This is a genomic window from Bacillus coahuilensis m4-4, from assembly GCF_000171615.1.
GTDB classification, from domain to species: domain Bacteria; phylum Bacillota; class Bacilli; order Bacillales; family Bacillaceae_K; genus Bacillus_T; species Bacillus_T coahuilensis.
Genome location: NZ_ABFU01000021.3, coordinates 13496 through 25842 on the forward strand (window position 1 = coordinate 13496; position 12347 = coordinate 25842).

Annotated in this window: 15 protein-coding genes and 2 pseudogenes; 8 read left to right on the top strand and 9 right to left on the bottom strand. The window is 37.9% G+C overall.

What is annotated here, in order from left to right; translation table 11 throughout:
* Window position 1: 1 nt before the first annotated feature.
* From M44_RS05070 to M44_RS05090, 5 genes are all read right to left on the bottom strand, one after another.
* Entirely contained in the window at window positions 2–181 is a 180-nt protein-coding gene (locus M44_RS05070) for a germination protein GerPD (protein WP_010171485.1), read from the bottom strand.
* 62 nt (window positions 182–243) lie between these two features.
* The gene (gene gerPC, locus M44_RS05075; protein ID WP_010171487.1) at window positions 244–609 is read right to left on the bottom strand and encodes a spore germination protein GerPC; all 366 of its coding nucleotides are present in this window, start codon (window positions 607–609) and stop codon (window positions 244–246) included.
* Window positions 610–611: 2 nt separating this feature from the next.
* A complete protein-coding gene (locus M44_RS28725; protein WP_272941178.1) occupies window positions 612–743 on the bottom strand; it encodes a hypothetical protein in 132 nt (43 codons plus the stop codon).
* 42 nt (window positions 744–785) lie between these two features.
* Window positions 786–1004: a spore germination protein GerPB gene (locus tag M44_RS05085; RefSeq protein ID WP_010171493.1), complete on the bottom strand. Its 219-nt coding sequence runs from the start codon at window positions 1002–1004 to the stop codon at window positions 786–788.
* Window positions 1005–1016: 12 nt separating this feature from the next.
* Window positions 1017–1238, bottom strand: a complete 222-nt coding sequence (locus M44_RS05090; protein WP_010171495.1) for a spore germination protein — start codon at window positions 1236–1238, stop codon at window positions 1017–1019.
* A gap of 122 nt (window positions 1239–1360) precedes the next feature.
* Between M44_RS05090 and M44_RS24775 the strand changes: the two genes are divergently transcribed.
* From M44_RS24775 to M44_RS05105, 4 genes and pseudogenes are all read left to right on the top strand, one after another.
* On the top strand, window positions 1361–1870 hold the full coding sequence (locus tag M44_RS24775; protein WP_050770910.1) for a DUF418 domain-containing protein: 510 nt from the start codon (window positions 1361–1363) through the stop codon (window positions 1868–1870).
* Between the two features lie 160 nt (window positions 1871–2030).
* Window positions 2031–2546 carry a DUF418 domain-containing protein gene (locus M44_RS24780; protein ID WP_050770913.1) on the top strand — a complete coding sequence of 172 codons (516 nt, stop codon included), beginning with the start codon at window positions 2031–2033 and terminating at the stop codon, window positions 2544–2546.
* Window positions 2543–3369, top strand: a pseudogene (locus M44_RS20485) (fumarylacetoacetate hydrolase family protein). The gene M44_RS24780 and the pseudogene M44_RS20485 overlap by 4 nt, the downstream one beginning before the upstream one ends.
* A 71-nt stretch (window positions 3370–3440) precedes the next feature.
* Window positions 3441–3809, top strand: a complete 369-nt coding sequence (locus M44_RS05105; RefSeq protein ID WP_010171500.1) for a YisL family protein — start codon at window positions 3441–3443, stop codon at window positions 3807–3809.
* A 32-nt stretch (window positions 3810–3841) separates the two neighbouring features.
* On the opposite strand, the gene M44_RS27840 is transcribed toward M44_RS05105, so the two are convergent.
* The gene (locus M44_RS27840; protein ID WP_237705213.1) at window positions 3842–4165 is read right to left on the bottom strand and encodes a DUF2777 family protein; all 324 of its coding nucleotides are present in this window, start codon (window positions 4163–4165) and stop codon (window positions 3842–3844) included.
* Entirely contained in the window at window positions 4098–4403 is a 306-nt protein-coding gene (locus M44_RS27845; RefSeq protein ID WP_050770916.1) for a DUF2777 family protein, read from the bottom strand. Before M44_RS27845 ends, M44_RS27840 begins: the two co-directional genes overlap by 68 nt.
* A 170-nt stretch (window positions 4404–4573) precedes the next feature.
* On the opposite strand from M44_RS27845, the gene asnB reads away from it, so the two are divergent.
* From asnB to M44_RS05130, 4 genes and pseudogenes are all read left to right on the top strand, one after another.
* Window positions 4574–6421: an asparagine synthase (glutamine-hydrolyzing) gene (asnB, locus tag M44_RS05115; protein WP_010171501.1), complete on the top strand. Its 1848-nt coding sequence runs from the start codon at window positions 4574–4576 to the stop codon at window positions 6419–6421.
* A gap of 162 nt (window positions 6422–6583) precedes the next feature.
* Window positions 6584–8120, top strand: a pseudogene (locus M44_RS20495) (phytoene desaturase family protein).
* On the top strand, window positions 8117–9613 hold the full coding sequence (locus M44_RS20500) for a phytoene desaturase family protein (protein WP_010171504.1): 1497 nt from the start codon (window positions 8117–8119) through the stop codon (window positions 9611–9613). The pseudogene M44_RS20495 and the gene M44_RS20500 overlap by 4 nt, the downstream one beginning before the upstream one ends.
* Window positions 9579–10415: a phytoene/squalene synthase family protein gene (locus M44_RS05130; protein WP_010171506.1), complete on the top strand. Its 837-nt coding sequence runs from the start codon at window positions 9579–9581 to the stop codon at window positions 10413–10415. Before M44_RS20500 ends, M44_RS05130 begins: the two co-directional genes overlap by 35 nt.
* Before the next feature lie 145 nt (window positions 10416–10560).
* Here M44_RS05130 and M44_RS05135 read toward each other — a convergent pair whose 3' ends face one another.
* Window positions 10561–11937 carry an ammonium transporter gene (locus M44_RS05135; protein ID WP_420167094.1) on the bottom strand — a complete coding sequence of 459 codons (1377 nt, stop codon included), beginning with the start codon at window positions 11935–11937 and terminating at the stop codon, window positions 10561–10563.
* A gap of 16 nt (window positions 11938–11953) precedes the next feature.
* Window positions 11954–12295, bottom strand: a complete 342-nt coding sequence (locus tag M44_RS05140; protein WP_010171509.1) for a P-II family nitrogen regulator — start codon at window positions 12293–12295, stop codon at window positions 11954–11956.
* Window positions 12296–12347: the final 52 nt, after the last annotated feature.

Sequence of the window (12347 nt, forward strand, 5' to 3'; positions counted from 1 at the left end):
ATTATCCTTTTGGTACGAGAGGGACAAACGGGCCAATAATTAACGATTCTGCTGGTGTATCAAATGTGGAAGCTAGTTGAATGGTATCTGCATCACCAATCAAAAGTAAGGATGAACTTGCGACTCCATCCACTTTGATTTCTCCCACTTGTAACTCTCTATTCACTACCTGAAGAATCATCTGCGTCCTCTCCTTTTTGATCAGGCATTTGTGATATGAACGTAAAAATCGCTTGCTGTACATCATTTTTTTAATTTAGATAGTATTTTGTTAAAGGCACCATCGGGATTATTTTGCTCAAGAGCTCCCACGGGAAAGGTTTCTAAATAAAAATTAACTCTTTCTGGAATTTGTTTAAGTAGGTCCTCTTTAATATGGGTGTAATAGGGAGCGTCTAGTGACCTTTGTAGCTGAGTTTCATTGTCTTGTATTATACTGTCCAGGTGATTCGCTAAGAAGTCCTGCATATCCTTTATTAGGGGTTCACGTAATTGATCAACAGGAATCGACTGTAATGGATTACCAGCTTGATTGACAGCTAATTCTTCGATTGATTTAGCATCACCAGGGTTCAGCCCTATATTTAATGTTCCATCTAAGTTCTCCACCTTTAATTGATCAAACTTATATTCAATTTTTCAACAGCAATTCTAGGCTGTTCTTTTAATTCTTCTACCTGTTTTTGTAATGCCTTAACTGTTTTTCTAACTCTTGAAGCTGTGCATTTTGTTGTTGAATCCATTGTAATAATTGCTGATAAGAGTACATGCCATCCACCTATCTTTTATTTGGGTGATATTGGTACAAAAATTGGTGGTTCTAGTGGGGTAGAGGTTCCATTTTTCTCAGGTTCAGGTGCAGGTTTAATAAACCCTCCTGTGTTAAACAAATAAGACGCTGGTATAATGTTTCCGCTCGTACCGATTTGAAAAACAGAGGAATTTGATATACCGCCAATCTTTATGGAATGAATGGTAATAGACTGTTGCACGTAAATATTCACTAGGATCACCCCTTATGCATTTAGAATAACACCTGAATCAATGCCATCTGGGTCTTGAACGTTTGTAGCAGAGTATTCATTATAAATTTTCAGTCCGTCTCCAGTATTAAAGGAGCCTGCACCAGAGAATGTTTTAGCGGTAGAGTATGGACTCATTTGAAAGACATCTCCAATGTTGACAATTCCACTTGAACCGACACTAATGACTTGAACAACACCGACAAATGCGGGCATAGCCGCTCACATCCCTTTTTCCTTTGTATAATTACATTATGGGAAGTCGGATAAAACGTGATTATCGCCTAGGAAGAGATTGGGTGATAGAATAAAGAAAAAGAGAAATGGGGGAAATTAGTTTGAAATTCATCCAGCCAATTGGTTCAAATGAACGTATTCATTCTATAGATATTATGAGAGGGTTCTCTTTATTAGGAATTTTTCTTGTAAATATGATATTTTTTCATTCGCCGTATATTCATTACAATCCATATGAGTGGTGGGATGAGCCACTTGATTCATCCGTCTATATGTTGATTGATGTTTTCGTTCAATCTAGTTTTTATCCATTATTCGCCATGTTATTTGGCTTTGGTTTGGCTCTTCAGCAGCAACGATTTTTAGATAGAGGAGAGGCATTTTCCTTTTTTGCTGTGAGAAGACTGTTAGTACTTCTAGTGTTTGGTCTTGTTCATGCTTTAGTTATATGGTCGGGAGATATATTAACCAATTATGCTGTATTTGGCTTAGTCTTGTTAGTGACTCTACGATGGTCAGGAGCTACATTGCTTTCTTTTAGGTTTAAGCTTATGGTTTATTCCTCAATTTTTATTAAGTGGTCTCATATTTATTGCAAGTATTGCGAGTGACAGTGTTAGTACGATTTGGACGAATATTACGGCTGTTCAGGATAGTATACAGGCTTTTAGTAGTGGTTCTGTAGCAGATATATTCAATCAACGCTTTTCAGATTGGTGGCTGGTAAATGGACCTAGTAACCTAGTATTCTTATTTCTATCTATTTTTCCAATGATGTTAATTGGAGCAGGTATAGCAAAGCTTGGGTGGGTTCAGTACCATACCGACCATAAGAAAAAATGGAAGGTTATTTTCATTGGCGCGTTGGTAGTAGGGCTACTTCTAAAAAGTCTTCCCTATATCATTTCACAAGAATATACATATGTGATGATTCAAGATTCTTTAGGAGGACCACTCGTCGCCATAATGTATGCTTCGCTTATTGTCTTACTAACAAGAGTGAAGAGGGCTGAGAAGATACTTCGTCCGATAGGACAAGCGGGTAAAATGGCTTTTTCTCTTTATATTTTCCAATCTATTATTGGTACTCTAATCTTTTATTCGTATGGACTTGGATTATATGGTCAAATGTCTTTAGCAACAGGTAGCTTGTTAGCAGTAGGGATCTATTTTATCCAAGTCATTATTGCGGGCATTTATTTGAATCGATTCCAGTATGGACCTCTTGAGAAATTATGGAGATGGTTATCTTACGGGAAAAAGACAGGTCGGGAGGTAAGTGAATGAAGCTAGTTTCCTATCAGTATCAAAAAAAGAGTGGAATAGGCATTGTAGAGGGTGAACATGTCATCCCGCTTGCAGATGGTATAAGCATGCTTGAAGTGATGGAAAGGGGATTCGATGTGTATGCAAGGGAAGAGCCTATTCCTCTTCAAGAATGTCAATTATTCTCACCTATTGATAGACCAAGAAAAATATATTGTGTGTTGGGAGAAATTATTATGACCATGCTCTTGAGATGGGCGGAGAACAAGGTGTTCCAGAAGAGCTAGTGGTATTCACGAAAGCTTCTACCTCCATTATTGGTCACAAGGATACCATTATCGTTTCACATAACCTAACAAATCAGCTCGATTACGAAGGAGAGCTAGCTGTCATTATTGGGAGAGAAGGAAAGTCCATTCCTAAAGAGAAAGCAATGGAGTATGTATTTGGGTATACCATTTTAAATGACATTACCGCAAGAGACTTACAGAAGAAGCATGGACAATTTTTTCTTGGGAAAAGCATGGATACTTTTTGTCCTTTAGGTCCTGTCATTGTCACGAAAGATGAAATAGAAGATCCGCATCAATTAATGTTAGAGACATTTGTGAATGGAGAAAAACGTCAATCGAGCTCTACATCCAAAATGATGAGAAAGATAGAGGAACTCATTTCAGAAATTTCTTCCGTATTAACGCTCGAGCGGGGAGACGTGATTGCGACTGGAACTCCTGCAGGGGTAGGAAAAGGATTTCATCCTCCCAAATTTCTTAAAGATGGTGATCAGGTGACCGTTAAGATAGAAAAGATTGGCGAATTGGTGAACAATGTGAAATTTAATTAGCTTGTCCTTTTCAGATTTTTACGGTCGTGATAGTATAAATTCATAGTTGTTAGTTTAAGAGGGGGAACGAGATGTCTACATCTACACATTTACACATTACTACATGGGTAGTAGGAATTATCTTATTTATTGTTGCTTATGCAATGTATAAGCAAGGGAACGAAAAAGCAGCCAAAATTACACATATGTCCTTACGTTTGTTCTACATTCTGATTATTATATCTGGCCTATTGTTATTTATTAATTATGCAGCAATTAACCATATGCTATATGGAATAAAAGCGTTAGTTGGAATATGGGTGATTGGTGTATTTGAGATGATTCTAGTTCGTACGAAAAAAGGAAAATCGTTAAAGGTGTTTTGGGTACAATTTGTTATCGCTCTTTTAGCGGTACTATATCTAGGGTTTAGCTTAGACATAGGCATAAATTGGTTTTAATCGTAATAAGTAAGAGTGAGCGCCTTTTTTGCTCACTCTATTTTTTCAATGATAATCCGCTTTCCAGTACTATTTGTAAATTCAAACCGATCTCTGTGGCGTTGATAATAGCTGAAATGATGTTGAACATTACAAATTTCATCTCCATTATCAAAGATAATAAAGTTTACGCCTTGTTTTATTTTCCTTCCTTCTAAGAAAGTAAGATGATTATGGCAATAAATACAATCAAAAATGGAATAATTCAATGAATTTAATGTTGTTAAAAAGTGAAGAAACGCTTCGTCGCTAATATCTTCTAACAAAGTTCCAAAAGAAAGTGTTAGCTTTTTTTTGTAACCTAAGCTCCATTCCATCCAATAGAGGAAGGGCAACTCCCTCCACTGCTAATTCATGATCAGAAAGAATCTCAGCAACCCTCCACTTATTATGATTCATTACTTCTAACTGATAATCATCAAAAAACTCTAGCATAGTGGCTTCATCATTCTCATCATCAAAAAAGACCCATTGGTCATTTAATTTTTCAACAGTTCCGGTAATAAACGCACGATCTTGTCTATTTAATAATGCGAAGCGTTCAGGACTATTCACAATATAAACTTCCTTTCTTCCAAAGTACACTATCCTTTTTATACAAATCCATAAGGATCTATACTCGAAGTTACGAGGAGAAACAACTAAACGAATGTCATGAGTCGTTCTGTTTGCATAGGATAACCATGTAGATTTTTTTAACGTGTGACAGGAAAGGATGTTGTGATATGTGTGGAATAACAGGAATTAGTAGCTTTAAATGGGATACAAGGCAACAAAGGGATTCAGTATCTACTATGACAGAAACGTTAAAGAAAAGGGGTCCCGATGAAACGAACTATTGGATGACGTCACGGGTAGCATTCGGACATAAACGATTAATCGTCGTGGATCCAGAAAACGGTAAGCAACCAATGGTTCAACATAATCAAGGAAAAACCTTTACTATTTGCTACAATGGTGAGCTTTACAATACAGAAGACCTTCGCAAAGAACTCCTTATTAAAGGATATTCCTTTGAGGGTCATTCTGATACAGAAGTATTGCTAACGGCTTACATTGAATGGAGAGAAGAGTGTGTTACAAAGCTAAATGGAATATTTGCCTTTGCTGTTTGGGATGAAGAAAAGGAACACTTATTTATTGCGAGAGACCGATTAGGTGTAAAACCTCTATTCTTCGCAGAGAAGAAGGATTTCTTACTATTCGGTTCAGAAATAAAGGCAATCTTAGCTCACCCATCAGTTAAAGCAGAGGTTACAAGAGAGGGATTGAGTGAAGTTTTAGGTTTAGGCCCTTCTAGAAGTCCTGGAAACGGTGTCTTTAAAGGAATAGAAGAGCTGCGTCCTGCACATGCATTAATCTTCGATCAGAACGGAATGAAAACGTGGAGATATTGGAATGTAGAAAGTCGAGTGCATCGTGATACATTCGAAGAAACAGTAGATAAGGTACGTCATTTATTAACGGATAGTATTGAAAGGCAACTTGTATCCGATGTCCCTTTATGCACTTTTTTATCTGGAGGTGTAGATTCAAGTGCTATAACAGCAGTAGCAGCAAACTACTATAAGAAACAGGGAAGAGGCCGTCTGCACACTTATTCCATCGACTATGAGGGTAATGATCAATATTTTAAATCAAGTGAATTCCAACCTAATTCGGATGGGTATTGGATTGATATGATGACATCAAAATTTAATACAGTTCATCATAGATGTGTCATTAGCCAGGAATTATTAAAACAACATTTAATTGAAGCCGTACATGTTCGTGATTTGCCTGGGATGGCAGATGTAGATTCGTCTTTGTTATGGTTCTGTCGAGAAATTAAACAGGACTTTACGGTAGGATTATCAGGTGAATGTGCAGATGAAATTTTTGGAGGGTATCCATGGTTTCATCGTAGAGAAGATTTTGAACGCGAAGGATTTCCCTGGATGAGATCGACGGATGAGAGACAAGGGCTCTTAACGACGGAATGGCAAAAAAGGTTGAATTTACAAGAGTATGTAAGAAATCAATACGATAAGACGGTAAAGGAAACACCTAGATTAGATGGGGAAACGGGTGTTGAGGCAAGAAGAAGAGAATTATTTTATTTAAATATGATTTGGTTTATGACCACCCTTTTAGATAGAAAAGACCGTATGAGTATGGGGGCAAGCTTAGAAGTTCGAGTGCCGTTTGCTGACCATCGTTTAGTTGAATATGCTTGGAATATTCCATGGGAAATGAAGATGCACGAAAATCGGGAAAAAGGAATTCTTAGAAAAGCTCTTGAGGGTCTTTTACCAACGGATGTCCTTTACAGAAAAAAGAGCCCTTATCCTAAAACCCACAATCCATCCTATACAACTCTTGTGACAGACTGGGTCAATGAAATAGTATCTGGAGAAAGTATCCTTCATGAATTATTTGATGGGGAGAAACTTCGAGGGATTGTAGACACAAGGGGAGCTGCCTTTGATGTTCCGTGGTTCGGACAATTGATGACAGGCCCGCAGCTACTAGCACACTTAGCACAAATTCATACTTGGTTTGAAGACTACAATATTCAACTTATAGAATCTTAATCAAATAACGCAACCAATTCCAAGGTATTGGTTGCGTTATTTTTAATAGGCTAAAGTAATAATGTTTGAGTTTATGAAAGTACATAGGTATAATGAAGTTATTAATATGTATAACAATTGTATAAGTTTTGTATATATAAATCGTAAAAAGGAGGGGAAAGGATGCTGTCATCCAAAAAGATTGCCATCATCGGAGCGGGCCCAGGAGGCTTGGGGGCTGCGATGCTTCTGGCTAGTAAGGGATATCATGTCGAAGTGTTTGAAAAGCATGGAGTGGTAGGTGGAAGAAATGGATCGTTAAAACTTGGAGACTACACATTTGATGTAGGCCCAACATTCTTGAGTATGCCTGAGATTGCAGAAGAATTGTTTGAAGCGAGTGGAAGAAATCTTCATGATTATTTAGATTTGAAAGAGCTTGACATGATGTATGAATTAGTATTTCCAGATAAGAATGTTCAAATGTGGCGAAACCCTGAGAAGATGAAAGAGGAATTACACCGTCATTTTCCACATGATGTTGAAGGGTATGAGCGTTTTATGGATGGAACTAAGAAAAAAGATGGAACGCTTAAAACCGATTTTACAAAGTCCTATGGATAAATATTATCAATATATTAGTTGGAAGGTTTTAAAAGCATTACCTCAGCTTTCTTTAGGTAAAACACTTCACGATGTTCTCTCAGATTATTTTTCGGAAGAACAGCTTCGATTAGCCTTCACGTTTCAATCCAAATACTTAGGAATGTCTCCTTGGGAATGTCCTGGAGCATTTTCTATACTTTCCTTCATGGAGCATGAATACGGTATTTTTCATCCGATGGGTGGGCTCCACCAATTATCGATAGCGATGGCTAAAGTCGTCGAAGAAGAAGGTGGGAAAATCCATCTAAATCGTCCAGTTTCAAAATTATGGATCGAAAATGGAAAAAAAGTTAAGGGAGTACTGTTAGAAGATGGGACAAAGTTTGAAGCAGATGAGGTAGTAGTGAATGGTGATTTCGCTCATGTTATGACCAATTTAGTAGAAGAAGGAACTCTTCAAAAATATAGCAAGAAGAACCTAGAGAAGAAAAAATACTCTTGCTCTACTTTTATGATGTATGTAGGGGTGGATAAACAATACAATTTACCTCATCATACGATTGTGTTTGCGGATGATTATAAGCGAAATGTAGAAGAAATAACAAAGTCTTTTACTTTACCTGAGGATCCATCTATCTATGTACAAAATGCTTCCGTGACAGATCCAACTCTTGCCCCAGAGGGGAAATCAGCCTTATATATTTTGGCTCCGGTGCCAAATAACTTTAGTGAAATCGAGTGGGAAAACCATAAAGGTGAGTTTGTAGACCTGATACTTTCTACATTGGAAACGAAATCGGGCTTTAAAGGAATTAAAGAGCATACAGAGGTCATGAAAGTGATTTCACCGAAGGAATGGGAAACTGATTATAACGTCTATAAAGGAGCAACATTTAACTTAGGGCATCAATTAACTCAAATGATGGCACTCCGTCCTCATAATAAATTTGAAGAATTAGAGCATGTTTGGTTAGTAGGTGGAGGAACTCATCCAGGGAGTGGCCTTCCAACGATACTTGAATCCTCTAGAATCACCACCAATCTTATGCAAACAGAACACGAGAAGGCCTATTCTATTCCTGCGAATAAGAAGGAAATGGAGAGAGTACTGTGAATATAGGGATTGTTGGTGGAGGAATTGGAGGAATGGTTACAGCCTTACTTCTTCAAAAAGAAGGTCACCAGGTAACCATTTTTGAAAAGGATTCGAAATTAGGTGGGCGTTTAGCTTATGTTGAACGAGACGGATATAAAATTGACAAAGGTCCTACAATTATTTTACTTCCTGATATGTTAAAAGAAATTTTAAACGAATCAGGGATTCCAGAAGAGGAATTAGAAATGATACAGTGTAATCCTCTTTATCAATTACACTTTCAAAACGGACAGATTTTCACCAAGTATGCTAACATGGAATTACAGAAGAAAGAGATTGAACGTCTTTATCCTGGTAATGGTGAAGGATTTGACCGATTTATGAGAGCGATGAAGCAGAATTTTGAAATTGGGAAGCCGAATTTTTTAGATCAAGCTTTTCTTTCTAAAAAGGATTGGTTAAATCCAAAAACCATGGGAACTTTGCTTAAGCTGCGGGCTTTCCGTTCTGTTTCTACCCAATTAAAACACTATTTTTCAGACGTTGACTTGCAAACTGCTTATGCCCTTCAAACTATTTATATTGGTGGTAATCCCTATACGACTCCTGGAATATACAGTCTAGTATCCTATAGCGAACATGAACACGGAATCTACTATTTAAAGGGTGGGTACGCAAGCTTAGTGCAGGTAGTTGAAAAAGCGTTAGTAAAAGCGAATGTGAAGGTTCAGACAAATGCAGAAGTAACGGAGATTGTATTAGAGGGTGATTTGGCAAAAGGTATCGTCGTAGACGGTATTGAACATCCTTTGGACTCCGTTGTGTTAAATGGAGATTTTCCTGTTGCGCAAAAACTGGTGGGTGAGAAGAAGAAATATGAACCTTCTGCTGGATGCTTGTTACTTTATATGGGTATAGATGGACAATATGATGAACGCATGCTCCATCAATTCTATATGAGCAAGGATTTCTCGAATACAATGAAGGAAGTATTTAAAGAAAAGAAGCTTCCTGAAGACCCATCTTATTATGTATTTCACCCTTCACTTGTAGATGAAACGTTGGCACCAAAAGGGAAGGGAGTACTCTATGTACTAGTTCCAGTTCCAAGTGGTAGTGAACTAGATTGGGAGAAGGAAAAAGAGGCGTTTAGTCAGCGAATTATTGAAAGTATGGAACATAATGGATTTCCTGAATTATCCAATAGAGTAAATTGGCTTGAAATAAGAACACCGAAAGAAGCGGAAGCCGAAGGATTATTCGCAGGGGGTAGTTTTGGAATTGCACCAACCCTTCTTCAGTCTGGTCCATTCAGGCCACAGTTACAGCCATTCTCTTACCAAAATGTATTTGCTGTAGGAGCCTCTATTCATCCTGGTGGAGGTATACCCATTGTCCTTCAAGGGGCAAAACTCCTTGCAGATCATATAAAAACTACGAATCGTGTTGAAAAACGAAAGGAAGTGACATTCCAGCATGAACAGTCTGTCCAAAGCATACCAAGAATGTGAAGAAGTTATAAAATTTCATAGTAAAACATTTTATCGAGCGTTCTCTTTATTACCAAAAGACCAGAAAAAGGCTGTTTGGGCTGTGTATGCTTTTTGTCGTATAGTCGATGATATTGTTGATGAACATGAGGATCCTGTTACAGATCTCTACGCCTTTGAGGAAGAATTTCGGTTGTTTTTAGAAGGAAGATTTCAAGATGATAACTCAATGTGGGTCGCCCTATCAGATGTATTTAACCGATTTAATATGGATGTGCAAGCTTTTTGGGACATGATTAAGGGTCAAAGAATGGATATAAACAGTAGAGTGTATGAAACTACGAACGATGTATTGGATTATTCTTATCATGTTGCTAGTACAGTAGGTTTAATGCTGTTACCTATTCTAGCTCCTGGTAAAGAGAAGACTCTACGAGAGGGTGCTATTCACTTAGGCTATGCAATGCAAATGACAAACATTCTGCGAGATGTGGGCGAGGATCTTGAGCGTAATCGCATTTATCTTCCTAGAGACTTATTTACTAAGTACCACTATACACAAGCAGAGTTAGAAAGCTTGATTAAAAATGATGCATTTGTAGCGATTTGGGAAGACCTTGCTAGAAAAGCTGAATTGTATTATGAATCAGCCCTTTTAAGTATAAATGAGTATCCGCTTTATTCAAGAACCCCAGTTAAAGGAGCTGCTTTACTTTACCGAGCAATAATAGGGCAGGTTCGTAAGAATCATTACAACGTGTTTACTGAAAGAAATTATGTTACAGCTGAAATGAAAAATGAAATATTAAGTATGATGTCTTAGATTGTTTAAATTCGAGCTGTTCCAAAATGGAATGGCTTTTCATTTTGTTATATTCCTAGTCGATTCGTTTTGTATAAATAAATGGTTACCTTTTCATTTAAATAAAAAATCCACTCATTATAGAGTGGACTAGTCTTATAAATGATCAGTTAGCTGAAGTGGATGCTTTTCCATTAGGAAGTCCATTTAATTTTTCTACTAGCTCAGAGCCGAATTCTGGTGAAATGCTTGAATGTGTACTAAAAATGGTATCACGCAATTCATATGCATTAGATCCGTGCTCAGCAAAATCAAGTCCAGCAATTTCTTCTTCTTTTGAAACACGTAGTCCAATAACAGACTTGATCACAAACGCTACAATTCCAGTTGTTGCTCCGGTCCAAAGTATAACAGCAAGAACCCCTATGATTTGTACAAGCAGAAGGGATGCCCCCCCTCCGTAGAATAAACCGCTTGATACATCAAATAGTCCAACTGCAAGGGTTCCCCAAATCCCGCAAATACCGTGGACGGCAATTGCTCCAACAGGATCATCGACTTTGACTCTAGCATCAATAAAGCGGACAGCTTCCACTAAAATCACTCCAGCGATTGACCCGATAATGACTGCTCCGCCAATTGATACATTTGCACAACCTGCCGTAATACCAACAAGTCCTCCTAAGGCACCGTTGAGAGTAAGAGAAGGATCGATTCTGTTAAATCTAAATTGAGTGTAAAGTGCTGAAGATACAATAGCACCTGAAGCTGACAGTAATGTGGTGGTGATCACGTGAGGTACAATAGATGGATCAGCAGCTAAAGCACTTCCTCCGTTAAATCCAAACCATCCAAACCATAGAATAAATACACCTAAAGCACCGATTGGTATGTTGTGACCAGGAATAACATTTACTTTTCCTTTAGAATACTTTCCTAAGCGTGGCCCTAAGAATAGGACAGTCGTAATGGCTGCAACAGCTCCAGTTAAATGAACAACTGTGGAACCAGCGAAATCAACAAATCCTAAATCGGTTAACCAACCGCTTCCACTCCACACCCAATGACCTACAACTGGGTAGATAAATGCTGTCATGACAATAGTTAACAGCAGGTAGCTGTTCAATTTCATTCGTTCAGCCACAGCACCTGATATGATAGTTGCGCAAGTTGCGGCAAAGACCGCTTGGAATAAAAAGAAACCTACATCTTCTACACCATTTAATAAATATCCTGAGCCTCCAATAAATCCACCAACAGAATCACCAAACATAATCGCATACCCTACGACAAAATATAAAATGGAAGCGATGGCAACAGTTAAAACGTTTTTCATCAATATGTTTAGAGTATTTTTACTTCGAGTGAACCCTGCCTCCACCATGGCGAAACCAGCGTGCATAAAGAAAACTAAGATAGCAGCAATCATTACCCAAAGCATATCGACAGATGCCTGAACGTTAGCAGCCGTTGTTTCGGCAGCGAAGGTAGGGCTAGCAAACAGGAACAGTCCAGTTAAAAGTGAAAGTGTTTTTTTCATAATCGATCCTCCATTCATTTTATAAAACAGCCTCTTTTCCTCGTTCGCCAGAGCGAATACGAATCACTTCTTCAATTGAAGAAATGAAAATCTTCCCATCTCCAATCGTGTCTGTTGAACACGAATCAATAATGACATCTACAATTTCATCAAGTCTACTTTCTTCAATCACCATTTCTACCTTAACTCTAGGAACCAATTGAATTTCAAAGGAAGTACCACGAAATACTCCTTTTTTTCCTTGTTGTTTCCCGCATCCTGCTGCTTCTGTTACCGTTAGCCCGCTTATTCCGACAGCTGACAGTCCGTCTTTTAACGTTTGAAATGCTTCAGGTCGGATTATAGCTTCAATCTTTTTCATATGATCACCATCCTGCGTTAGTTTTTCTAACATTATCTTGTTATATTTTATA